Raw genomic sequence first — 23,468 nt, forward strand, 5'->3', positions numbered from 1 at the left:
CGATTGAGCGCGGGCGTGGTCCATGATCAACCCCGCCAGTCGATCCAGGCTCCATAGGGATCGCAATCCGCCAGATGCCGGGTCCGCCCCTCTGGCCAGTGGGTCAGGGTCAGGTGGACCGCGTCGCGCGCGGGCGTCCATTCCAGTCCGATCACCGCCAGGGGGCGTCGAATATCGGCCCGCGCGCCAGCGGCCCCGATCGCGTCGGTGATCGTCTGGCGCTCCTTTGCGGCCAGATATTGCAAGACCATCGAATGCAACACGACCCGAGCGCAGCCGGCGGCCTGCTGCCGCTCCAGCCGCTGCGGCAGCCACAGGCCGGCATGGCCCTGGTCCAGCCGCGGCGGGTGACGGCGGGCGATGGCAAGCGCGCGCGCCAGCCGCTCCCCCCGTTCGGCTTGGTCGACGAAGAGATGGTCGAGCAGCCGGTCGCACGCGGCATCATCCGCGACCCGGATCGGGGACAGGTCGACCCCCCGGGCGGTGCGGACCTCCAGTCCCGCCGCCGGCGGCAGCCGGCCGTGCCACAGCGGCGTGATCGTCAACTCGGAGTCCGGATCGCCCACGATCCGTCCGCCCAGGTCATGGCGGTAGCGGCCCAGGTTCAGGTTGAGCCCCGCGCTCGCACCGATTTCGAGCAGTTCGACCGGCATCGCATATCGTTCGGCGAGCTGCAACAAGGCCGCGGCGAAGGCGGCGGAGCGGCCGACTTCGTTCGTCTGGGTCGGATGCTTGAGCCGTTCGGCAATGATCCGGTCGGCCGCCACCAGGGCGCTGGACAGGGCGTGGTCGACGTCGACCGCCTCGCCCCGGAACAGGGCGGCGAGGGGTGCGATGCGCCCCTGCCGCGCCAGTCCGTGAAGCGCGCTGTGGAATCGCATCGCAACCGCCGCGCTCGCCCGGTCGCCGGGCCAATCAGCCATCATGGCGGCGGTGTGCGGGGCAACGTCGAGATGTCGCGCTCCGGCCAGCAGCAAGGCGGCGACGAACGGAGAGCCGAACCCCTCGGCGACCCGCGCTTGATCCTCCAGAAAGGCCCGTGCTGCGGTCAGTCCGGTCAATTGGGTATTTGGAGTCGTCATCGCAGGGCGCGCAGCGGAAGGGATGCCGCCTTTTTGCCGCGTCAGAAGCTGAGCCAGGCGTCGGCGTCAGCCGGTACGGCGGACGGACGGGCAGAAGCGACCGGATCCGCCGCCGGACGGCGCATCGCTGCCGGCCTAGTCCGCGCCGCGACCGGGCGGCCCGTGTCGAAACGCGACGCCTTGAGGGACAGTTCGCCGATTTCCCCTTTGAGCTGGCGCGCGGTGGCCGAAGTCTGTTCGACCATTGCGGCGTTCTGTTGGATGGTCCGGTCCATCGCGGCGATGGCGGAGGCGATCTGGCCGATCGCCGCGGACTGGGCCTCGTTGTCGGCGGCGATATGTTCGGCAAGGGTGCTTGCCTGCTCGTTGGCGTCGCTGATCGCGCCAAGCGCGCGATCGACACTGCCAACGGCGTCCACCGCGGTGCCGATATCGGCCTGGGTGGTGGTTAGCTGGTCACGGGCGTTCTTCGCTTCGTCCTCCGCCCGCATCGCCAGAGCCGAAACGAGGTCCGCGACGACCGCGAACCCGCGTCCGGCATCGCCCGCGCGCCCCGCCTCGACAGCGGCGTTCATCGCCAGCACCCGGGTCTGGAAGGCGATCTTGTCGAGTCCCTCGATTACCTGGTCGATACCCTTGGCGCTGGCCGAGACGCGCTCCATCGCCTGCACCGCCTGGGTCGCGCAGCCGCGCCCATCGCGCACGGCCAGCAAGGCCGCACCCGACCCGGCGGCCGACCGGTGGGCCGCTTCGGTCGTCTGCTTCAGGCGCGCCTCGACCTGCCCGACCGCGCCCGACGTCTGTTCCAGACTGGCGGCAGCGCTTTCGGTGCGACGCGCCAAATCCTCGGATGCCTGGGCGATCTCGTTGGAGCTGCCCTCGATCGCCAGCGCCCCGTCCGAGACCGCGCCGATAAGCGCGCGGAGCTGCGACAGCGTCTCGTTGAAGTCGACCTTCAGCTTGGCATAGCGGGCCGGCATGTCGGCGGTGATCGCGCTGGTCAGATCGCCGCCGGACAATCGGGAGAGGTGCGCGCTGAGCAGGTCGACCACTTGCTTCTGCTCGGCGTCGTGGCGCGCCTGTTCGGTCTCGGCGGCGCGCTTGGCCACGGCGGCGTCGCGAAACACCAGGACGGCACGGGCCATGTCGCCCAGTTCGTCGGACCGGTCGGTGCCTCGGAGCGCGATATCGTGACGCCCGATCGCCAGATCGGCCATGGAGCCGGTCAGGCGCGTGATCGGGCGTGCGATCGTGCGGCTGAGCAGGACCGCCAGCAGGATGGCGACGGCGATCAGGGCGATACCGCCGATCACCAGCGTCATCATCGCCATATGGATGGTGGCGCGCTGATGCTCTGCTTCTTTATCCAGCAGTTTGGCCTCATAATCCCGTATCGCGCGCAGCGGCAGCACCGCCTTGCTGGTCAACACCGACTGGCCGGCATCGCGGACCATCTGCTGCGCCTGTTGCTGGCCACCGCCCTGCACCAGCGCGATCAGCCGGTCGCCCCAGTTGCGACGCCAGGCGAGCGTCTCACGCTGCGACGTGTCGAGGTTGCGGCGCATTTCCGGGTCGGAAACCAGCGGCCGCAACTCGGCATAGGTCTGATCGTAATCCGTGCGCCCCTCGCCATAGGATTTCAGGTAGGTTGGATCCGCCGTGACCAGAAACCCGCGGAACTGGCTGTTCTGGCGCAGGATCGAGGTCTCCAAGGTCTGCAGCTTGCTCAGCACGGTCTGGCTGGCGTCGCTGCTGTCGGTCGCTCGACGGATCGCGTCAAAGCTCCCGTAGAATACCGTCATGATCACCGCCGCCGATGCGCAGATCACGAGGAAGGCGACCGCCAGTTTGCGGGGGATGGTCATCGCACGGAACATGGGAACCTGCCTTTGCAAGGGATCGGATGGCAAATCAGAACGACAGCCGCGCCGTCGCCGATACGGTGCGCCCGCTGTAGGGGCGCACGAGGACGATCCCGCTGGCGGGGATGCTGCTGGTGTCGCTCGATCCGACCGCAATGGTGTTGAACAGGTTCGAGGCGTTCAGCATGAGGCTGAGATGGTCGAGCGGCCGCCATTCGACGAAACCATTCACCAACGTGAAGCCGGGCAGCCGCATCTGGTTGGAGTCCTGCGTCCAGATGCGGGTCTGGCCATACACCACCGCGCCGAAGGCGATGTGACCATTGTCATATTGCGGCATTGCCTGGAACAGCAGAGCCGGCTGATTGCGCGGCGTGTGGCCGACCAAGGTGGGGTCGTCGCGATCGCTCTCGATCTCCGAACTGGTATAGGTGGCGCCCCCGGTCAGGCTATAGGGACCGTGGTGGTAACCGCCTTCGAACTCCAGACCCAGCGCCTTGTACTTTCGGAAGATCGACAGGCCGCTGAGGCTGCTCGCATTGGTGTCGTCCGCCTTGGTCCAGAAGCCGGTCAGGTTGAGCGTCAGCGACGGCGTGCGGAACTTCACTCCCGCCTCCGCCTGTCGAACCGGGTCATAGGCCGAGCTGGGGTTCAGAAGCGCCCCGCTCTGGGGATTGATGAACGTCCGCGACAGGATTCGGTCGGCGTTGGCGCGTGCACCCCGGCTGTACCGCGCGAAGACCGCCAGCGGCTCGGCGACACGGAAATTGATGCCACTGGAATAGGACCAGTAGCCATAGTCGTAATTGACGGGCGACACCGCGTTGAGTTGCGTGAAGGCGACGCTGCGCTCGGGGTTCGAGATGACGCCGTCGCCGTTCATGTCGCGGGTCGTCAAGCCGACGCCGGCGACGTTCGGGTTGGAGAAAATCTCGTTGCCGCGAACGTTGCCGCGATCGTAGCGAAGACTGCCGCCGATCGATACTCGTCCGAAGTGGTAGTTCAACGCGCCGAACGGCGCGAGGATGGCGTATTGCGCATCGATGAGGCTGCGCCGGTTCGACGCGCTTCCGTACAGCGTGTAGCTGAGGACGCCGGTCTGCGTCACCGGCGTGCCGGTGGCGGTGGACAGGTCCAGCAGGGCCGCATTGCCCCCGCCACGCACCTCGGACAGCTTCGTGATGAAGCCGCCATTCCGTGCGATCGTCTGGCGCGCGGTGTAGAGACCGCCGGTGGCAGTCAGTTCGTTGTCGCCGAACGCCCAGACGCGATTGGCTCGAAGGTCGTTTGTGATGTTGCCATAGTCCTGCATCTGCAGGTCGATCGTGTTGAGCAACGCAACCAGGCCATTGCCGCCGATCGTGCTGGGGTCGGCGATAGTCTGCCCGGCATTGGGCCCGGTCGCATAACGTAGCGACGCGCCTGTGCCGCCGAGCGCCACAGCGGACTGGGCAGGGATGAAGCGGGTAGCAAGCGGCACACCCAACGAGCCGGACATGCTGGAATAGCGGAACCGCTCGGTCACGGTCCAACCCGCCACATCGAAGCGCGCTTCAAGGCCGATGGCCGCCTGATGGACGCGATGCTCTCGCGTCAGATCGCGCAGCGCGACATTGTTGTTGGAGTCCAGGATCGACATTTGCTCGTTGTACCGCGACGACATCGTGTCGCGGCGCGGATCGAAATTGGCGATCGGAACCAGCTTGGGGTCGGTATTGGTGCCGGTCGCGCGCATCGGCACCGCATCGTAGAACGCGGACGTGTCATCCAGATACTTGCCGTAGACGCGAATATAGCCGTTCGCGAAATCCTTCGTGATGTTGGCCTTGATCTGTCCGCCACGCAGCCCCTCAAAGCCGAGGCGGCGCGGTCCCTCGCCCTGGCGGTAGAAGCCACCGACATGGAAGCGTACGCTCTCACTCACATGGCCGCCGTAATCGGCGTCAAGTCGGTAGAGCCCGAAGTCGAGACCGCTGGTCAGCGCGACCGAGCCACCTTGAACCTCGCCCGTCTTCGACTGAAAGTTGATGATGCCGCCAGGCGAGTTGGACGCGAAGGTCGAGGCGGACCCGCCGCGGATCACCTCGATCTGGGACAGGTTCTGATCGATGCGGAGGGCGGCGTCGGTGGCCATGCCCTGGATATCGCCGAATTGGAGCAGCGGCAGTCCATCCTCCTGCAACTGCAGGAATTTGGAGCCATCCGACGACAGCGGCAAGCCGCGGATGTTCAATCCTGTCTGACCCTCGCCGTTGTAATATTCGGAGCGCAGTCCGGCAATGTCGCGCAGCACCTCGCCAACCGATCGGCCGCCGATGCGGGCGATTTCCTGCGCGCGCAAGATGCTGGTCGATACCGCACTGTCGAGCCGGTCGCGGCTCTTGGCGACGCCGGTCGAGATGGTGTCGGACCCGGCTGCCGTCTGCGCGACAGGCGCTTCGGCGGCGTCAGGTTCGTTGGACGTGCTTGGTTGGCTATCGTTCGCCGCAGCGGCCGGTCCGCCGGCGCCATGTGCGGCGGCTGGCGTGGCGAAAGCAAAAAGGCTCGTCGCCAGCAGCAGATGATGGTGGTGCAAGTTTCAGGTCCCCCGTCTCATGTGTCTAAGCCGTTATAGGAAGGCTGTTGCCCCGATTGGCCGGACCACAAGTTTTTCGTTTCGATTGAGAGACGGCGGCCACTGAACCGGCCTTCGACTGGAACGTTACCAGGGTCGATTATGCAGGAGATGGCGATGATCGCGGCATTCAGGATGGGACTGGTTGGCGGGCAACGGGCGATGACGCCACTTGCAGCCGTGGCGATCGGACTGGCGCGGGGCGAGTTGCCGGCGCGCGATGCGCTGACGCGCTTCCTGGCGCGGCCGTTGGTCGCGGGGGGCGCCCTGGCACTGGCGGTTGGGGAAATGGCCGGGGACAAGCAGAAGACGGCGCCCGACCGGATCGTGCCGATTGGACTGGCGGCCCGGTTCGTGACCTCGGCGATCGCGGGCGCGGTGTTGGTGCCGCAGCGGGAGCGCTGGTGGGGCGCGGCGCTGGCCGGCACGACGGCGGTGATCGCCGCCTACCCGGGCTGGCGTTTGCGGATGACGGCGCTCCGCCGGCACGGCCAGACGCCCACAGGCTTCGCGGAGGATATCGCGGTCCTCACCGCCGCCGCGCGAATCGTCAGGGGACGCGCGGCGGTGGCGTGATGCTAGCCGCGCAGGGCGGCGGCGGCCCGCGCCTTGGTCTCGACCTCAGCCATGGTGCCGCCGGTCACCCAGCTGCCGCCGACGCATTCGACCGGGCCGAAGGCCAGCCAGTCGGGCGCCGACGCCTCGGTAATCCCTCCTGTCGGGCAGAAGCGGCACTGGTAAAAGGGCGCGGCCAGCGCCTTCAGTGCCTTGATCCCGCCGCTCGTCTCAGCCGGAAAGAACTTGAAGGCAGTCAGTCCCAGGTCCAAGCCACGCATGATGTCACCGGCACTGGCGATGCCGGGTAGGTAGGGAACGCCGGCCTGGATGATTGCGCCGCCGAGCCGATCGGTCAGGCCTGGCGAGACGATGAACTCTGCGCCGACCTTCATGACCTGCTCGAACTGATCGGTGTTGACCACGGTGCCGGCGCCGACGATCGCTCCCTCCACCGTCTTCATCTCGGCGATCGCGTCCAGGGCGGCGGGGGTGCGCATCGTGACCTCCAGCACCTTCAGCCCCCCGGCGACCAAGGCCTCGGCCAGCGGCCTGGCGGTGGCGGCGTCGTCGATCACCAGCACCGGAATGACCGCACTGGTGCGCATGATGGAAAGGATGTCGGTCACTGGCTATGCTCCTGGGCGAAGGCGGCGGCGGCACCGAACAGGCCGGGCTGCGGATGGGTGATCAGCTTGACGGGCATCGCCGCCATCATCGACTGGAACCGTCCCTTGGCAACGAAGCGCTGGTCGAAGGCGGAGCGGATCAGCTTGTCCTTGATGCGCAGGCCCAACCCACCGGCGATCACCACCGCCTTGGCGCCATGCGCCAGCGCCAAATCGCCCGCGACCGCGCCCAGCGACAGGCAGAACCGGTCGAGCGCGGCGAGCGCGATCGAGTCCGTGCCCTCCAGCGCTTCCTGCCAGATGGTCTTGTCGTCACGGCTGACGACCGGGCGACCCTCCAGCTCGGCCAGCGTCTCGTAGATGGCGACGATGCCGGGGCCCGCGACGATCCGCTCGGCCGAAACGCGGGTGAATATCTTGCGCAGGCGGCGCAGCATCGCGTCCTCCAGTGCGTCGAGCGGTGCGAAGTCCATATGGCCGCCCTCGGTCGACAGGACCTGGTATCCGCCATTCTGCTTCAGCACCTGCGCCACGCCGAGGCCGGTGCCCGGGCCGCACACGGTGGTCACGCCTTCGCCGGGCAGCGCCGTGTTAGGACCGCACAGATGCTGGAAGTCCGCGTCGGGCAATTGCGCCACGGCATGGCCGACCGCGCCGAAATCGTTGATGATGGTGTAGATATCGGCGTTCAGCCGCTCACCGATCAGCGACGGGCGGATGATCCAGGGATTATTGGTCAGCCGGATGATGTCGCCGGTAATCGGCGACGCGACCGAAATGGCCGCGGCGCGGGGCAGGGGCTTGCCATAGGCCGCCTCGAATGCCTGCCACGCGGTCTGGAGCGAGGCATGTTCGGCCGTCTTCTGGGTCATCGGCTCGGACAGGGCGACGACCCGGCCGCCCTCCACCTCGGCGATGGCGAAGCGGGCGTGGGTTCCCCCGATATCGACTGCGACGACCTGCATTGTCCCTCCCTCTATCTTCTGCGTGCGGCGGCTGTCAGAGGCCGGCGGCGGCCAGGATCGCCGACGCGCCGCGCTCGGCCTCGTCGGCGTCATGGCGGAACAGGGCGAACAGCTCGCGGCCCATGCCGCTGACCGCCGTATCGCCCTGGGCGAGCGGGCGCGCCTCCCACTCGTCCGGGTCGACCAGGGCGTCGAGCGTGCCGTTCACCGCGTCCAGCCGGATCATGTCGCCGTCGCGGATCTTGCCGATCGGGCCATCGCCCAGCGCTTCCGGGCTGCAATGGATCGCGCAGGGCACCTTGCCACTCGCTCCCGACATGCGGCCATCGGTGACCAGCGCCACCTTGAAGCCGCGATTCTGCAGCACGCCGAGCGGCGGCGTCAGCTTGTGCAGCTCGGGCATGCCGTTGGCGCGAGGCCCCTGGAAGCGGACCACGACCACCACGTCGCGTTCCAGCTCGCCCGCCTTGAAGGCTTCCAGCACGTCGAGCTGATCGGCGAAGACGCGTGCGGGCGCCTCGATCACCCAGCGCTCGCGCTCGACCGCAGACACCTTGATGCAGGCGCGACCGATATTGCCCTGGAGGATGCGCATCCCGCCATCGGGCGAGAAGGGGTTGGCGACCGGACGCAGGATCGTCTCGTCGCCGCTCGGTCCCGGGTCGGTCCAGGTCAGTGCGTCGCCCGCGATCATCGGCTTCTCGCCGAACGCCGTCAGGTTGCCGCCCGCGACGGTCAGCAGGTCGCGATGGAGATAGCCGCCATCCAGCAGTTCGCGAACCACGAACGGCATCCCGCCCGCCGCCTCGAAGCCGTTCACATCGGCCGATCCGTTGGGATAGACCCGCGCGATCAGCGGCACCGCCGCCGATAGCCGGTCCATATCCTCCCAGTCGATGACGATGCCGGCCGCGCGCGCGATCGCCGGCAGGTGGAGCAGGTGATTGGTCGAGCCGCCGGTCGCCAGCAGGCCCACCGCCGCGTTGACGATCGCCTTCTCATCGACACAGTGGCCGAGCGGCCGGTAATCGTCGCCCCGGGCCCCGATCCGGGCCAGCCGGTGGACGGCGGCGCGGGTCAGTTCCTGGCGCAGCTTGGTGCCCGGATTGACGAAGGCGGCGCCCGGCATGTGCAGGCCCATCGCCTCCATCATCATCTGGTTGGTGTTTGCGGTGCCGTAGAAGGTGCAGGTGCCCTTGGTATGATAAGCCTGGATCTCGGCTTCGAGCAGTTCCTCGCGCCCGCACTCGCCCTCGGCATAGCGCTCGCGCACCGCCGCCTTGGCCTTGTTGGGCAGGCCCGACGGCATCGGGCCGCCGGGGATCAGGATGGTCGGCAGATGGCCGAAGCGCAGCGCGCCCATCAGCAGGCCGGGTACGATCTTGTCGCAGATGCCGAGCAGCGCCGCGCCCTCGAACGTGCCATGGCTGAGCGCCACCGCGGTCGACAGGGCGATGGTGTCGCGGCTGAACAGCGACAGCTCCATGCCGGGATAGCCCTGGGTCACGCCGTCGCACATCGCCGGCACGCCGCCTGCGACCTGCGCGGTGGCGCCGACCTCGCGCGCCCAGACCTTCATCAGCTCGGGATAGCGGTAGTAGACCGCGTGCGCCGACAGCATGTCGTTATAGGCGGTGACGATGCCGATGTTCATGCCGGAATCGGCCTTGAGCTGCTCGCGATCCTCTTCGGTGCCGGCATAGGCATGGGCGAGGTTGGCGCAGCCCAGGGCGGGGCGGCGGACGGCGCGTTCGCGCTCACGCTCGATCAGGTCGAGATAAGCCCCGCGCGACGCGCGCGAGCGTGCAATGATGCGGTCGGTGACCGCCTGGATGTCCGCCTTCATCGGTGAGGTCGCTCGCAATCGGGAGAAAGAAAGGAGGGCGTCAGGGCGCCCAGTGGATGTCGATCGGCAGCTCGACGTCCGCCAGCACGCGGCCGATCGGATAGGCCGAGGACGGACCCTGCTCGATCGCGCGTTCCAGCACGTCGCGTTTGGCCTGGCCGGTCACCGCGATCATCAGCGCCTTGGCGGAGACGATGCCAGCACGTGACAGCGTCACGCGCGCGACCGGCGCCTCGGGCGGCAGCGGGTCGGGCATCACGCCCAGCGCCCGGCGCTCCTTCGGTCCGTTCAGCGCCTCGTCGAAATCGGGGCCGGGGAAGATCGACGCGGTATGGCCGTCGCCGCCCACCCCCAGCAGGCAGAAGTCGAGCGGCCAGTGCAGGTCCTGCATCAGCGCGTCCGCCGACCGGCCCGCGGCCTTATAGTCCGCAGTCGCCTCCGGCACGATCGGCATGACCCGTGCGCCCTTGGGCAGGAAGATCTTGGCGAGCGCGGTGACGTTCGACAGCGCATCGCCGAGCGGCACGATGCGTTCGTCGGTCGGGACGATCGTCACCTTCTTCCAGTCGAGCTTTGCCTTGGCCAGCTTCTCATAGGCGGGGAAGGGGGTCTTGCCCCCCGCCAGCGCGATCACCGCCGAGCCGCGCGCGTCAAGCGCGCTTTCGATCACGAACTGGATGTCGCCCGCGATCGCATCCGCGAGCTCGGCCGCGTCGTCATATTCCCACCATTCGATCTCGGTCATCATCGTCTCCGTGGCGGACGCTACGGCATCCGCAGTTCCGCCGAAAGCCAGGGCGGCTTCAGCGCATACGTAAGTATACGGCATTTACCAGTGGCTTCGGCCGATCAATCGTCCCGCCCGATCAGTCGTCCTGCCAGGTGACGCCGTCGCGCTCGGTCAGCGCGATCGCGGCGGACGGACCCCAACTGCCCGACGGATAGCTTTTCGGCTTCACGTCGTTCGCGTCCCAGCCGGCGCGGATCGCGTCGATGAACCGCCACTGCGCCTCCACCTCGTCGCGACGGACGAACAGCGTTTGGTCGCCTTCGATAAGGTCGAGCAGCAAGCGCTCATAGGCGATGCGGCGACGGCTGCCGGCGAACTCGGCATCGAGCGACAGGTTGAGCGGCACTTCGCGCAGGCGGACGCCGTTGCGATCGAGGCCCGGCTCCTTGGCCATCACCAGGAGCTGGATATATTCCTCCGGCTGCAGGCGGATTATGAGCATGTTGGGCTGGAGCAGGCCGCCGCGCCCGGCGAACATGGAATGCGGCACCGCCTTGAACTGGATCGCGATCTCCGACCGGCGCGTCGCCATGCGCTTGCCGGTGCGCAGGTAGAAGGGCACGCCCTGCCAGCGCCAATTGTCGATATGCGCCTTGATCGCGACGAACGTCTCCGTAGTGGACGACTGCCCCAGTTCCTCGGCATAGCTCTTGACGAACTGGCCCTTGACGGCGCCTTCCCCATATTGGCCGGTGACCGTCATCTGCGGCACTTCTTCGGGTTTCATGATGCGCAGGGAGCGGAACACCTTGGACTTCTCGTCGCGCACGTCGGTGCCGTCGAAATGCGCCGGCGGCTCCATGGCGACCAAGGCCAGCAGCTGCAGGATATGGTTCTGCACCATGTCGCGCAATGCGCCCGCCGTCTCGTAATAGCCGGCGCGTTCCTCCAGCCCGACCGTCTCGGCGATGGTGATCTGGACGTTGTCGATGCCTTGCGCGTTCCACACCGGCTCGAAGAAGCTGTTGCCGAAGCGGAGCGCCAGGATGTTCTGGACCGTCTCTTTGCCCAGATAATGGTCGATCCGGTAGGTCCGCTCCTCGGGAAAGGCCTTGGCGACCGCGTCGTTGATCTCGCGGCTGCTCTCCAGATCGTAGCCCAGCGGCTTCTCCAGCCCGACGCGGACCGTGGTGCCGGCGAGACCGACGCTTTGCAGGCCGGTGATCGCGCTCTCGAACAGCGAAGGGGCGGTCGAGAGATAGATGGCGAGGCCGCCGGCGATGTCGCCGACCTTTTCGGCCAGCGGCGTGAAACTCTCCGGGTCGGAAAGGTCGGTCGGCTGGTAGAAGACGCGCTCCAGGAAGCTGGCGATCGCGGCTTCGTTCTTGCGGTCCTCAGGCAGGAACTGGTCGAGCGCCTTGCGCGCGAAGGCGCGGTAGCCCTCATCATCATGGTCGTGTCGCGCCGCGCCGAAGATCTTCAGCTCGGCTGGGAGCAGATTGTCGGCATGGAGGCCGTAGAGGGACGGCAGCAGCATCCGCTGCGCCAGGTCGCCGGTGGCGCCGAACAGAAGGAGCTTGGCGACGGGGTCACGCGGCATGGCGGTTCCTTTCAGCGATGGAGACCGGCGAGGGGATCGAGCCCCGCCATGATGTTGAGGTTCTGGACGGCGGCGCCGCCCGCGCCCTTGCCCAGATTGTCGAGCGTGGCGACCAGCCGCGCCTGACCGGTGGTGTCGTTGCCGAGCACGCGCAGGGTCAGCCGGTCGGTGCCGGCATTCTCCTCGATCGCGATGCCGGCGGGCTGGTCGTTGGCGACAGTGACGAGCGGCTGGCCGTCATAAGCGGCCGACAGCGCGTCGGAGAGGCTGGCGAGCGTCGGGCGGCCGGGCAGCGCGTGGAGCGGCAACGGCACCTCCACCACCATGCCCTGGCGGACATTGGCGACGGCGGGCGCGAAGATCGGCGCATGGGCCAGGCCCGCATGCACCGTCATCTCCGGCACATGCTTGTGGGCCAGCGACAGCGCATAGGGGCGGAACGCGGAGGCGCCGCCTGCCTCATAGTCCGCGATCATCGCCTTGCCGCCACCGGAATAGCCGGAGGTCGCGTTGACGCTGACCGGCCAGTCGGCCGGGATCAGCCCGGCGCGGACCAGCGGGCGGACCAGCGCCAGGAAGCCGGTCGGATAGCAGCCGGGATTGGAGACCCGGGTCGCGGCCGCTATGCGCGTCTCGCCGTCCGGCTCCAGCTCGGGAAAGCCGTAGGTCCAGCCATCCGCAACGCGATGCGCGCTCGACGCGTCGATCACGCGGGTTCGGTCATTGTCGATCAACGCCACCGCCTCGCGTGCCGCGTCGTCGGGCAGGCAGAGGATGACGAAGTCCGCGTCGTTCAGCGCCGCGCGCCGGGCAGCCGGATCTTTGCGGCTCGCATCGTCGAGCAGCAGGATCGCGACGTCGGTGCGGCCGGTCAAACGCTCTCGGATGTCGATGCCGGTGGTGCCGGCCGCGCCGTCGATGAACAGCCGCGCGGTCATGCCAGCGCCGCCAGCGGCACATAGCCGACAAGGTCGTGATTCGCCGCCCGTCCCCAGGCGGTATCGCCGATCAGGTCGAGCAGCTCGAACGGCTCGCCGGCGGACAGGGTCGCCAGGCTCTCCGACCCGGGGTCGCGACCGCTGCGCAACACGGTCCCGGAGCCGATCGATCGTTCGACGGCAGCCGCATAGTGCGGGGCGAAAACCTGAGCCGCCAAGCGGATGTCCGCGAGATCGGGGCGCACGGCGTGGCTGCGCGGATCGAGCTCGATCGATCGCCCGGTCAGCGCGAACGATGGCCGCGCCGGCGCGCCCGGAGCGTCAGGCGACGGCGCGCTGGGCGATGCTGGGGTCTTGGTCGCCGATGAACTGCCCGAACTCTTCAAGAAACTCTGCCCCTTCGGATGTGCGCGCGACGAAGATGTTGCGCTTGTCGCTGTCGTCGCGTTGGCGGCGCAGATAGCCGAGGGCACCCAATCTGTTCAAGGCGCGCGTGACGACCGGCTTCGACACGTTCAAGGCACGCGCCAGACCGCGTACCGTATGTGGCCCGGGCTTCAGGTAGACGAGGAGCAGCAACGCCATCTGCCGGTTGGTCAGGTCGGGTTCACCCGAGCGGACATAGTCGACCAGCGCGGCCATCCAGATGGACAGGGAATGAGGGTCACTCGTGGGCACAGGCGATGTTCCGCTTGATCCACGCCCCCCGCAGGCGGGAGAGCGTTTCGTTTCGTTGCCACAACGCCTCGTAACGCGGCAGGTTTCCGCCAATTTTACCGCATTGCAAACCACTCGCGCCGTCCGGTCCGACGTCGCCGGTTGATCGATCCGGACGGCTCGCCTATGTGCCGCACTTCATTCCCTATCGGACTGCACCCAGCCCTATGTTCGCCTTCCTCCTCGTCGTCCACGCCATCATCGCCGCGGCGCTCGTCACCGTGATCCTGATGCAGCGGTCGGAAGGGGGCGGTCTGGGCATGGGCGGCAGCCCGTCGGGCCTGATGTCGGCGCGTGGCGCGGCCGATTTCCTCAGCCGCGCGACCGCGGTGCTGGGCGGTGCCTTCGTGCTGTTCTCGATCGTGTTGGCGGTGCTGGCCGCGACTCATCGCGGTACGCAGACGATCGACACGTCGCTGGCCCGGCAGGCGCCGGCCGCGCCGGCCGCCGGCGTGCCGACCGCTCCGGCGGCGGGCCAGCCTGCGACCCAGCCGGGCGCGGCGCCGACGGCCGCCCCGGCCGACGCAACCGGCAACGCGTCGGTTCCGCTCGCGAACTAAAACCCTCCATCCGTCGCAATCGGCACCCGTGATCGTTCGCGGGTGCTTGTCGTGCGTCCCCATTCCAAGCTAGGCGATTCTTCCCATGGCGCGGTACATCTTCATCACCGGCGGCGTGGTTTCGTCGCTCGGCAAGGGCCTCATGGCGGCCTCTCTCGCAGCACTCTTGCAGGCACGCGGCTACAAGGTCCGCATCCGCAAGTTCGATCCCTATTTGAACGTCGACCCCGGGACGATGAGCCCCTATCAGCATGGCGAAGTCTATGTGACCGACGACGGGGCGGAGACTGACCTCGATTTGGGCCATTACGAACGCTTCACCGGCGTAGCGGCACATCAGTCCGACAATGTCACATCCGGCCGCATCTATCACACGGTGATCACGCGTGAGCGGCGCGGCGACTATCTGGGCGCGACCGTGCAGGTCATCCCGCACGTCACCGACGCCATCAAGGCGTTCGCCCGTGCCGACACCGTCGACGACAATGGCGACGAGCTGGATTTCGTGTTGTGCGAGATCGGCGGCACAGTGGGCGACATCGAGTCGCTGCCCTTCATCGAGTCGATCCGCCAGCTCAAGAACGAGCTGGGCCGCGGGCGCTCGATCAGCGTCCACGTCACGCTGGTCCCCTATATCGCGGCGGCGGGCGAGCTGAAGACCAAGCCGACCCAGCATTCGGTACGCGAGATCGCGGCGCTGGGCGTCGCGCCGGACGTGCTGGTCTGCCGCTGCGAACAGCCGCTGCCGCCGTCGGAGCGGTCGAAGATCGCGTTGTTCTGCAACGTGCCGGCTTCCGCCGTCATTCCCGCGCTCGATGCGAAGAGCATCTATGCGGTGCCGCTGCAATATCATGCCGAGGGGCTGGATGAGGAGGTGCTGCGCGCCTTTGGGATCGAGCCGCAGGGCGCGCCCGACCTGTCGCGCTGGTCCGAGATCGTCGACCGGCTGACCAACCCGCAGGGCGAAGTGACGATCGGCGTGGTCGGCAAATATGTCGGCCTGCAGGATGCCTACAAGTCGTTGAACGAAGCGCTGGTCCATGGCGGCATCGCCAATCGCGTGAAGGTCAATGTCCGCTGGATCGACGCCGAGCTGTTCGAGGGCGACGACGTGGAGACCGTCGCGCAGCTGGAGCCGTGCGACGCGATCCTGGTGCCGGGCGCGTTCGGCGAACGCGGCGCGGAAGGCAAGATCGCCGCGATCCGCTTCGCGCGCGAACGCCGTATCCCCTATTTCGGCATCTGCTTCGGCATGCAGATGGCATGTATCGAGGGCGCGCGGAACCTGGCCGGAATCAGCGATGCATCGTCGACCGAGTTCGGCCCGACCGAGCAGCCGGTGGTCGGCCTGATTACCGAATGGATGGGCCGCGACGGGCTGGAGAAGCGTGAGGAGCAGGGCGACCTGGGCGGCACGATGCGCCTCGGGGCCTATGAGGCCAAGCTGAGCGGCAACAGCGTCGTCGCCGGCATCTATGGCGGCGAGACGATCTTCGAGCGCCACCGTCATCGCTACGAGGTCAACACCCACTATAAGGACGCGCTGGAAAAGGGTGGCCTGGTGTTCAGCGGCATGTCGCCCGACGGCACGCTGCCCGAGATCGTCGAGCGGCCGGACCATCCCTGGTTCGTCGCGGTGCAGTTCCACCCCGAACTCAAGTCCAAGCCGTTCGACCCGCACCCGCTATTCGCCAGCTTCGTCGAGGCGGCCGTGAAGCAGAGCCGGCTGGTCTGAGGTCAGAATAACTGCACTTCTTCGCCTGGGAGGGGAGGTGGTAGGCCGCAGGTGCGGTGAGGGAGACACGGACGCAAGGCGCGCGAACTTCGTCGGCGTGTCCCCACTCCACCCTCGCGCGCATGAACCGCCTCTCCGGGCGGGGCACGCTATTTGAACGTCCGGCCGCCGGCGACGACACGATGACGAAAAAAAGCGCCCGGGCCTTGCGGCCCGGACGCCCCTGCGACGCCAGGAAAAGGGAGAAACTGGCGTCGAGCGGTTTAGGCGGCCTGAGCCTCGCTGCCCGAGTCCGTGCGGTTCTCGACAGCGGCGAGTGGCGCGCCGGTCTTGATCGCGATCTGCTTCGGTTTCATCGCTTCGGGCACTTCGCGGACCAGATCGATGACCAGCAGGCCATCGTTCAACCGCGCATCCTCGACGAACACGAAGTCCGCCAATTCGAAGCGACGCTCGAAGGAGCGGTTCGCAATGCCGACATGGACGAAGGTAGCACTGGGCTTCTCGTCCTTCTTGCCGGTGACGAGCAGCAGGTTCTGCTGCGCCGTGATCTCGATCTCGTCGCGCGAGAAGCCGGCCACCGCCAGGGTGATGCGGTAGCGGTCATCGGCGAGACGCTCGAGGTTGAAGGGGGGATAATTTTCGGCCGACGCCGCGCGGGCGTTGGTCTCGAGCAGATCGAACAACCGGTCGAAGCCGATGGTCGAGCGGCGATAGGGGGTCAGGTCGAGACGCATTTCAAATCCTCCAATGAGCGAGTTGACGATCTCCGGAGCCCGCCTGTGCGCGACCCCGGCATACGGCCCATGTGGCGCCGTACGCCACTTAGATGGTTCATCTAAAACCGCTTTCAAGGCTTTCTCAGGCCAGTCAAGTGGCTGAAATTTCATGACAAATAGAGAAACTATCCTTGGGCGAACATTTTGCTTGGTCCATATCCCAGCAAGATAGTGGACTTTGATCGCAAAGCCATAACGCATCCCAGGGAGCTTCCTCATGACCCCCACGCTGACGCTGCTGCTCGCGCTGCAGATCGCCACACCGCCTGCCGACGTGCAGGCACCGGGGTCGCAAGCCCCAGCGTCTCCGGCTCCGGCGTCAGCGGTCCCGGCGTCGCAGGCGACGGACCAGACCGGGGGGGAGGGCGCGACGACCGGCCGCACCGGCCCGGCGATCGCGTCTCCCGGCGGCGACATCGTGGTCACGGCGCGACGGCGGTCCGAATCGGTGCAGACCGTGCCGATCGCAGTGTCGGTGATCGGCGGCACCGCGCTGGCGGAAACGGGCACCTATAACGTCAGCCGGCTGACCCAGATTCAGCCGACGCTGCAATTCTACTCGACCAACCCGCGCAACTCCGCCGCCAATATCCGCGGCCTGGGCGCGCCGTTCGGTCTGACCAATGACGGGATCGAGCAGGGGGTCGGCATCTATGTCGATCAGGTCTACTATAGCCGCATTGCTTCGGCGACGTTCGACTTTACCGACACCGAGCGGATCGAGGTGCTGCGGGGGCCGCAGGGCACACTCTACGGGAAGAACACCACCGCCGGCGCCATCAACATAATCACGCGCAAGCCTAGCTTCACGCCTGAGGCGCGGGTCGAACTGAGCGGCGGCAATCTCGACTTCTTCCAGGGCAAGGCTTCGGCGTCCGGCCCGCTCGTGGACGACAAGGTCGCGATCCGCCTGTCGGCCTCGGTGACGACGCGCCGTGGCACCATCTACAATGTCCGTCAGGACGAATGGCAGAACAGCCAGGACAATAAGGGCGTGCGCGCCCAGATCCTGTGGCGGGCGTCGCCGAATCTCGACCTGACGCTCAGCGGCGACTATGCCCGCCAGAATCCCAATTGCTGCGTTCAATATTATGCGCGGGTCGGCACCACGCAGCGGCCGCTCAACCGGCAATATGCGGCCCTGGCGGCGGCGCAGGGCTATCAGGTGCCGTCGACCAATGCGTTCGACCGACTAACCGATGTCGACACGGATCTGCGCGCCAAGCAGGAACTCGGCGGGCTGTCGCTGCTGGCGGATTGGGACCTGGGTGGCGCGACGCTGACCTCGGTCAGCGCATGGCGCTTCTGGCACTGGGACCCATCAAACGACCGCGACTTCATCGGCCTGCCGATCACCACCGTCTCCGCCAATCCGTCGCAGCAGAGCCAAGTCAGCCAGGAACTGCGCATCGCGTCGAACGGCCAGCGCACGCTCGATTATGTGCTGGGCGCCTTCTATTTCTATCAGACGATCGACACGCAGGGATTGCAGGTGCAGGGGCCGGCGGCCAGCGCCTTCCTTCTCAACCCCACCAGCGCGGGCGGGCGCAACCCGGCGACCTTGGACGGGCTGACGGCGCGCAATACGATCGGGTTCAAGAACACCTCGGCTGCGCTGTTCGGCAAGCTGACCTGGCACGTCGACGACCGGCTCTCGATCGCGCCCGGCCTGCGGCTGAACTATGACGAGAAGAGCGGGTCCTATCTGTCGGTGGTGACGACGGGCAGCGGCTCGACCAACCTCACCAGCGATCAGCGCGGCGTCCTCGCGCCGCAGCGCTATGATCCGCGTTTCCACAACTGGAACCTGTCGGGCGACCTGACCATCTCCTATCAGTTCACGCCGGACGTCTTCTATTACGCGACCTATGCGCGCTCCTACAAATCCGGCGGCATCAATCTGTCAGGCCTGCCGCTCGACGCGGCGAACCAGCCGATCCTCGCCTCGGCCACAGTGAAGCCGGAGAAGGTCAATCATTTCGAGCTGGGCCTGAAGACCCGCCTCGCCGACCGGCGGATCACGCTCAACCTGGCTGGTTTCTGGACGGTGATCGACGATTATCAAGCGACCGTCACCAACGGCCAGCTCGGCGTGCTGCGTGGCTATCTGGCCAATGCCGGCCGGGTGCGGACGCGCGGGATCGAGCTCGACTCGGCGTTCCGCCCGACCGACCGGCTGAACGTCTATGCCAATGCGGCCTTCACCGATGCGAAATATGTGCGCTTCACCGATGCGCCGTGCCCGCCCGAACTGTCGGGCGGTTCCGCTGCCACCGTCGCCAATCCGCCCAGCCCGGCGGGCCGCCCGGGCACGAGCACGCAACCGTCGTACAGCCCAGCCAATTGCGACATTTCCGGCCAGTGGCTGCCGGGCGTGTCCAAATGGGCCTTCTCCTACGGCGCAGAGTACCAGCTTCCCGCCAGCGCGGTCGGCCTCGACGGCAATTTCTACGCCGGCTATGACGGCAGCTACCGGTCCAAATTCTCGTCCAATCCGTCGCGCTCGCTTTATACCGACATCAACGGCTATTCGCTGAGCAACGTCCGGCTTGGGTACCGCGAGGGCGGAAAATGGAACGCCTTCGCCTGGGTGCGCAACGTCTTCGACAAGGATTATTTCGAACTGCTCGCCACGCAATCGGGCAGCACCGGTCTGATCGTCGGCCAGCCCGGCGATCCGCGAACCTATGGCGTGACCGTCTCGCGCAGCTTTTGACCGAGGGACGGGGCAAACGGCACATGCGTCGTGCTTGCGAGCGCCGCGAAGCCACGCCGGGTCGACCGGACCGCTTCGCCGCGTCCGCAGGAGCGACGCGACCGAGCGATCGATTTCCTCATTTGCTCATTCCCGGTTAATCTCGATCGTGTAGGGAAGACAGGGTCGACGGGGAGTGGCAGTCCGGAAGCTCCCGACTTCCCGCCGGCCTTGGGCGTTCGACGGTCCGGGCCGCGCCGTAACGGCAAACGCCCGGACCGTTTCCGATCCGGGCGCCTGCGTGACGATCGCTCGTCAGCCCCCATTCCTTTGCTTCCGCTCCAGCCTCGTTGGGCGGGCGTCGAAGCTATTCCCCGAACCACGGCCATTGCCTGTGTCTCAGCACGAGTGTTGCTATGCCTTTCCGGTGGGTCTGTCATCAGTCACGACGCCGTTCCGTTACGATTGGGTAACCGTTGTGGATTTGATGCAACAGCGCCGATCCGGTTGCACCCGGACCCGCCGCCGCCTAGAGCCTCGGGCGACATGATCCTCTCGTCCTATGAACGCATGATCGCCCGCCGCTATCTGCTGCCGGGCAAGGGCGAGGCCTTCATCTTCCTCGTCGCCTCGATCAGTCTTGTCGCCGTGATGCTCGGCGTCGCGGCACTGGTCATCGTGATGAGCGTGATGAACGGCTTCCGCGCTGAACTCTTCGACAAGATCGTCGGGCTGAACGGCCATGCGGTGGTCCAGGGCTATAATGGCCGGCTGACCGACTGGCGCGCGATCGTCCGCGACGCACAGGCGACCCCGGGCGTCACCTCGGCGGTGCCCCTGATCGAACAGCCGTTGATGGCCAGCTATAACGGCCGGGTGGAGGGCATATTGGTGCGCGGCATGCGGGTGTCCGACATCCGCAACAATGCGACCCTTCATGCCAAGGTCATGCTCGGGTCGCTCGACCGGCTGACGCCGGGCAGCGGCAACATCGCCATTGGCAGTCGCCTGGCGGAGGCGTTAGGCGCGCAGATCGGCAGTGACATCACGCTGATCAGTCCGCAGGGGCAGACGACGCCGTTCGGCACGGTGCCGCGCATGGTCAGCTACAAGGTCGCGGCGATCTTCGAAATCGGCATCTACGACTATGACAAGGCCTATGTCATCATGCCGATCCAGGATGCGCAGACGCTGCTGCTGATGGGAGATTCCGTCGGGATGGTCGAGTTGACGACCACGAACGCCGATCGTGTGGGGGAGATCCTGCGCCCGCTGGCGGACAGGATCGGCAACAATGCCGTGATTGCCGACTGGCGCAGCATGAACGCGCAATTGTTCGAGGCGCTGGCGGTGGAGCGAGTGGCGATGTTCACCGTCCTGTCGATCATCATCCTGGTCGCGGTCTTCAACATATTGTCGTCGCTGATCATGCTGGTCCGCGCCAAGACGCGCGACATCGCGATCCTGCGGACCATGGGCGCAACCCGGGGCGGGCTGATGCGCATCTTCATGGTCGTCGGCACCACCATAGGCGCGCTCGGCACGGTGGCGGGCCTCGGGCTTGGAGCGCTGTTCCTGTTCTATCGCCAGGGCGTGGTGAACTTCGTCCAGCTGGTGACCGGTCAGAACCTGTGGGATCCGTCGATCCGCTATCTCACCGAATTGCCGTCCAAGACCGATCCGGTCGAGGTGATCGTCATCACCTCGATGGCGCTGGTCTTCTCCTTCCTCGCGACGCTCTATCCGGCGTGGAAGGCGGCGAGCACCGATCCTGTGCAGGTGTTGCGCTATGAATGAGCCCGTTCTTCAACTCGCCAGCCTCGCACGCAGCTTCGTACAAGGCGATGCGCGGATCGACGTGCTGCGCGGCATCGACCTGAGCATCGCGCCGGGCGAGATCGTCGCGCTGCTCGGACCCTCCGGCTCGGGCAAGTCGACCCTGCTCCAGGCGGTCGGCCTGCTGGAAGGCGGTTTCGAGGGGTCGATCCGCATCGCCGGCGAGGAGGTGGCGCGGCTCGACGCGCATGGCCGCACCATCGTGCGCCGGGACCGGCTGGGCTTTGTCTACCAGTTCCACCACCTGCTTCCCGACTTCAATGCGACCGAGAATGTCGTGCTGCCGCAACTGGTGCATGGCGCAGCGCGGCCGGCCGCCGATGCGCGCGCTACGACGCTGCTCACGGCGCTGGGTCTCGGCCACCGGTTGACGCATCGGCCCAGCCAGTTGTCGGGCGGCGAGCAGCAGCGCGTCGCGGTGGCGCGCGCGCTCGCCAACCGGCCCGCCCTGGTGCTGGCGGACGAGCCGACCGGCAATCTGGACGAGACCACTGCCGACATCGTGCTCGCCGAGTTCTTGCGGCTGGTGCGCGAAGAAGGCTCGGCGGCGCTGGTCGCCACCCACAACGAACGGCTGGCAGGCCGCATGGACCGGGTGGTGCGCCTGCACGAAGGCAAGCTGGCATGAACGTCTGGGCCGAGACGCCGACGCTGACCGGCCGTCACGTCCGGCTCCGGCCGTTTGCCCCCTCGGACGTCGACGCACTGGTCGATGTCGCGCGCGACGGCGACCTGTGGGACTTGTTCTACGCCAATGTGGCGATGCTGAAGACGCCCGATCGCTGGCTGGCGGCGGTGCTGCGCGAACGGGACTATGGCCGCGCCTTGCCCTTCACGGTCGAGACGCCGGGTGGACAGGTGGTCGGCACGACCCGGTTCATGCGCCTGGCACCCGGGCATCGCCGGCTGGAGATCGGCGGCACCTTCTACGCCCGGGCGGTGCAGCGCACCGGCGTCAATACCGAGGCGAAGCGGATGCTGCTCGCCCACGCCTTCGAGGCGATGGACTGCCAGTGCGTACAGATCCGCACCGATGTGCTCAACCTGCGCAGCCAACGCGCGATCGAACGACTAGGCGCGCGCCGTGATGGGGTGCTGCGCGGGCATCAGGTGATGGCGGACGGGCGGCTGCGGGACTCGGTGGTCTATTCGATCCTGGACCGCGAATGGCCGGGCGTTCGTCAGAATCTCGACTATCTGCTGGCACGGCACGACTGATGCGGGTCACTGACTTCACCGTGCGCGCATCGGATGGCAGCAGCCGTTCGCTCGACGCATTCGCCGGACGGGTGCTGTTGATCGTCAACACGGCGTCGCGCTGCGGCTTCACGCCGCAATATGCCGGGCTGGAGCAGCTTCAACGCCGCTATGGCGATCGCGGCTTCGGGGTGCTCGCCTTTCCCTGCAACCAGTTTGGCGGGCAGGAACCGGGCGACGCGGCCGAGATTGCCCGTTTCTGCGCCACGCAGTACAATGTCAGCTTTCCCGTATTCGCCAGGCTGGAGGTGAACGGTGCGGCCGCATCGCCGCTGTTCGAACATCTTAAGGCCGCCGCGCCGGGCCTGCTCGGCTCCAAGCGGATCAAGTGGAATTTCACGAAGTTCCTGGTGGATCGGGGCGGCGCGGTGGTCAGCCGGCATGCGCCGACCGCCAGGCCCGAAGACCTGGCGGCCGCAATCGAAGCATTGCTCTGAAGGGTCAGCGGAGGGCGAAAGCCGAGGCGCCACGGCGATGGTGCAGGCCGGAGACGATCGAAGTGACGCCGCTCATCACGAAGCTGAGCCCCAGGATGAAGCCCGGCAGGGTCAGCGCCGCCAGTGGCAGCGTCGCCAGCACGAAGATGGCGAGCAGGATGTTGACGACGCCCAGCACCAGCATCAGTGCCTTGCCGTGGCGCAGCCGCACGCCGAAGCCGATCTCCAGCGCGCCGCGCACCGCCAGCCAGACCGCGACCATCAGCGTCAGCGACAGCGCGCCGGTCAGCGGCTCCAGCAGCATCAGGCCACCGATGATGAGCGATAGTAGGCCGAAGCCGATCGCATAGCCCCGCGCGCCATGCCCCTTGCCGAACAGGCCGGCGCAAACGGACACGAGTCCGGCAGCGAGAAAGAAAGCGCCGATCACCAGGGTCGCGGCGAAGGTAGCGGCGAACGGCCAGAGAAAGGCCAGGATGCCGAGCAGGAGGGAGAGGATGCCCGATGCGAGGATCCAGGCCCAGCCGGCACCGGCGGGCGGGACGTCGAGGGAACGGGCGGCGGCGGGGGAGCGTGCGAAGTCGGTCATGCGGCCAAAACCGCGGCTCGCCGCGCCGCGTTCCCGGTCGAA

At 67.0% G+C, this 23,468-nt stretch carries 21 protein-coding genes; 8 read left to right on the plus strand and 13 right to left on the minus strand.

The annotated features are described in order from the left end of the window. Positions 1 to 26: 26 nt before the first annotated feature. The 3 genes from GGQ96_RS07270 to GGQ96_RS07280 are packed head-to-tail and all read right to left on the minus strand — an operon-like array spanning position 27 to position 5,519. Positions 27 to 1,082, minus strand: a complete 1,056-nt coding sequence (locus GGQ96_RS07270; protein ID WP_184113039.1) for a DUF2332 domain-containing protein — start codon at positions 1,080 to 1,082, stop codon at positions 27 to 29. Positions 1,083 to 1,123: 41 nt separating this feature from the next. Beyond that, positions 1,124 to 2,959 carry a HAMP domain-containing methyl-accepting chemotaxis protein gene (locus GGQ96_RS07275; protein WP_184113041.1) on the minus strand — a complete coding sequence of 612 codons (1,836 nt, stop codon included), beginning with the start codon at positions 2,957 to 2,959 and terminating at the stop codon, positions 1,124 to 1,126. Between the two features lie 34 nt (positions 2,960 to 2,993). After that, on the minus strand, positions 2,994 to 5,519 hold the full coding sequence (locus GGQ96_RS07280; protein ID WP_184113043.1) for a TonB-dependent receptor domain-containing protein: 2,526 nt from the start codon (positions 5,517 to 5,519) through the stop codon (positions 2,994 to 2,996). A gap of 156 nt (positions 5,520 to 5,675) precedes the next feature. On the opposite strand from GGQ96_RS07280, the gene GGQ96_RS07285 reads away from it, so the two are divergent. Continuing rightward, the gene (locus tag GGQ96_RS07285; protein WP_246360238.1) at positions 5,676 to 6,134 is read left to right on the plus strand and encodes a DUF4126 domain-containing protein; all 459 of its coding nucleotides are present in this window, start codon (positions 5,676 to 5,678) and stop codon (positions 6,132 to 6,134) included. Positions 6,135 to 6,136: 2 nt separating this feature from the next. Here GGQ96_RS07285 and eda read toward each other — a convergent pair whose 3' ends face one another. The 8 genes from eda to GGQ96_RS07325 form a co-directional block, all read right to left on the minus strand. Further along, a complete protein-coding gene (gene eda / locus GGQ96_RS07290; RefSeq protein WP_184113245.1) occupies positions 6,137 to 6,721 on the minus strand; it encodes a bifunctional 4-hydroxy-2-oxoglutarate aldolase/2-dehydro-3-deoxy-phosphogluconate aldolase in 585 nt (194 codons plus the stop codon). Between the two features lie 17 nt (positions 6,722 to 6,738). Next, entirely contained in the window at positions 6,739 to 7,707 is a 969-nt protein-coding gene (gene glk / locus GGQ96_RS07295) for a glucokinase (protein WP_184113046.1), read from the minus strand. 34 nt (positions 7,708 to 7,741) lie between these two features. After that, positions 7,742 to 9,553 (minus strand): phosphogluconate dehydratase, encoded by a 1,812-nt coding sequence (gene edd / locus GGQ96_RS07300; protein WP_184113048.1) that lies wholly within the window; start codon positions 9,551 to 9,553, stop codon positions 7,742 to 7,744. A gap of 40 nt (positions 9,554 to 9,593) precedes the next feature. Further along, on the minus strand, positions 9,594 to 10,301 hold the full coding sequence (gene pgl / locus GGQ96_RS07305) for a 6-phosphogluconolactonase (protein ID WP_425506688.1): 708 nt from the start codon (positions 10,299 to 10,301) through the stop codon (positions 9,594 to 9,596). 118 nt (positions 10,302 to 10,419) lie between these two features. Beyond that, a complete protein-coding gene (gene zwf / locus GGQ96_RS07310) occupies positions 10,420 to 11,883 on the minus strand; it encodes a glucose-6-phosphate dehydrogenase (protein ID WP_184113052.1) in 1,464 nt (487 codons plus the stop codon). Positions 11,884 to 11,894: 11 nt separating this feature from the next. Continuing rightward, positions 11,895 to 12,821: an N-acetyl-gamma-glutamyl-phosphate reductase gene (argC, locus tag GGQ96_RS07315; RefSeq protein ID WP_184113054.1), complete on the minus strand. Its 927-nt coding sequence runs from the start codon at positions 12,819 to 12,821 to the stop codon at positions 11,895 to 11,897. Continuing rightward, complete coding sequence (locus tag GGQ96_RS07320) at positions 12,818 to 13,039, minus strand: SH3 domain-containing protein (protein WP_246360240.1); 222 nt, start codon at positions 13,037 to 13,039, stop codon at positions 12,818 to 12,820. The genes argC and GGQ96_RS07320 overlap by 4 nt, the downstream gene beginning before the upstream one ends. A gap of 103 nt (positions 13,040 to 13,142) precedes the next feature. Continuing rightward, positions 13,143 to 13,463: a MarR family transcriptional regulator gene (locus GGQ96_RS07325; protein WP_184113056.1), complete on the minus strand. Its 321-nt coding sequence runs from the start codon at positions 13,461 to 13,463 to the stop codon at positions 13,143 to 13,145. A gap of 242 nt (positions 13,464 to 13,705) precedes the next feature. Here GGQ96_RS07325 and secG point away from each other — a divergent pair, with 242 nt between their 5' ends. Together secG and pyrG are read left to right on the plus strand one after the other, a co-directional pair. Continuing rightward, a complete protein-coding gene (gene secG, locus GGQ96_RS07330) occupies positions 13,706 to 14,098 on the plus strand; it encodes a preprotein translocase subunit SecG (RefSeq protein WP_184113065.1) in 393 nt (130 codons plus the stop codon). Between the two features lie 85 nt (positions 14,099 to 14,183). Then, a complete protein-coding gene (pyrG, locus tag GGQ96_RS07335) occupies positions 14,184 to 15,833 on the plus strand; it encodes a CTP synthase (RefSeq protein WP_184113067.1) in 1,650 nt (549 codons plus the stop codon). A gap of 263 nt (positions 15,834 to 16,096) precedes the next feature. On the opposite strand, the gene GGQ96_RS07340 is transcribed toward pyrG, so the two are convergent. Then, positions 16,097 to 16,570, minus strand: coding sequence for an Hsp20 family protein (locus GGQ96_RS07340; protein WP_184113069.1), 474 nt, complete (start codon positions 16,568 to 16,570; stop codon positions 16,097 to 16,099). A 259-nt stretch (positions 16,571 to 16,829) separates the two neighbouring features. On the opposite strand from GGQ96_RS07340, the gene GGQ96_RS07345 reads away from it, so the two are divergent. The 5 genes from GGQ96_RS07345 (at position 16,830) to GGQ96_RS07365 (ending at position 22,837) form a co-directional block, all read left to right on the plus strand. Then, the gene (locus tag GGQ96_RS07345; protein WP_221239846.1) at positions 16,830 to 19,328 is read left to right on the plus strand and encodes a TonB-dependent receptor; all 2,499 of its coding nucleotides are present in this window, start codon (positions 16,830 to 16,832) and stop codon (positions 19,326 to 19,328) included. A gap of 525 nt (positions 19,329 to 19,853) precedes the next feature. After that, positions 19,854 to 21,104 (plus strand): lipoprotein-releasing ABC transporter permease subunit, encoded by a 1,251-nt coding sequence (locus GGQ96_RS07350; RefSeq protein ID WP_184113071.1) that lies wholly within the window; start codon positions 19,854 to 19,856, stop codon positions 21,102 to 21,104. Beyond that, entirely contained in the window at positions 21,097 to 21,771 is a 675-nt protein-coding gene (locus GGQ96_RS07355) for an ABC transporter ATP-binding protein (RefSeq protein ID WP_184113073.1), read from the plus strand. The genes GGQ96_RS07350 and GGQ96_RS07355 overlap by 8 nt, the downstream gene beginning before the upstream one ends. Then, on the plus strand, positions 21,768 to 22,361 hold the full coding sequence (locus GGQ96_RS07360; protein WP_184113075.1) for a GNAT family N-acetyltransferase: 594 nt from the start codon (positions 21,768 to 21,770) through the stop codon (positions 22,359 to 22,361). Before GGQ96_RS07355 ends, GGQ96_RS07360 begins: the two co-directional genes overlap by 4 nt. After that, the gene (locus GGQ96_RS07365) at positions 22,361 to 22,837 is read left to right on the plus strand and encodes a glutathione peroxidase (protein WP_184113077.1); all 477 of its coding nucleotides are present in this window, start codon (positions 22,361 to 22,363) and stop codon (positions 22,835 to 22,837) included. Before GGQ96_RS07360 ends, GGQ96_RS07365 begins: the two co-directional genes overlap by 1 nt. 4 nt (positions 22,838 to 22,841) lie before the next feature. On the opposite strand, the gene GGQ96_RS07370 is transcribed toward GGQ96_RS07365, so the two are convergent. Further along, the gene (locus GGQ96_RS07370) at positions 22,842 to 23,426 is read right to left on the minus strand and encodes an HdeD family acid-resistance protein (protein ID WP_184113079.1); all 585 of its coding nucleotides are present in this window, start codon (positions 23,424 to 23,426) and stop codon (positions 22,842 to 22,844) included. Positions 23,427 to 23,468 lie beyond the last annotated feature (42 nt).

It is taken from the genome of Sphingomonas abaci (assembly GCF_014199625.1).
Lineage (GTDB): Bacteria > Pseudomonadota > Alphaproteobacteria > Sphingomonadales > Sphingomonadaceae > Sphingomonas > Sphingomonas abaci.